This window comes from Pseudomonas sp. 51_B, from assembly GCF_017491595.1.
GTDB lineage: Bacteria > Pseudomonadota > Gammaproteobacteria > Pseudomonadales > Pseudomonadaceae > Aquipseudomonas > Aquipseudomonas promysalinigenes.
On record NZ_JAFGYW010000667.1, the window covers coordinates 1 to 218 of the forward strand.

Consider the following 218-nt stretch of genomic DNA (forward strand, 5'->3'; position numbering starts at 1 on the left):
TGCCTTGGCATAGGCATACACACCGCCGTCCAGGTCGGGCTTGCGGTTGGCCAGGGTCTGGAACACGAATGCCAGGGTCAGCATGCCCACTGCGGTGATTGCCCAGCCAATTAGAACCGCGCCGACGTCGGCGCGGGCAGCCATGTTCTGCGGCAGCGAAAAGATCCCGCCACCGATCATCGAACCGACCACCAATGCGATCAGTGCGCCCAGGCGCA

General features: G+C 63.8%; 1 protein-coding gene. It reads right to left on the minus strand.

From position 1 onward, the window contains the following. Positions 1–218, minus strand: a 218-nt coding sequence (locus tag J5M56_RS26625; protein WP_243430921.1) for an amino acid permease, incomplete at both ends; no start/stop codon positions are given.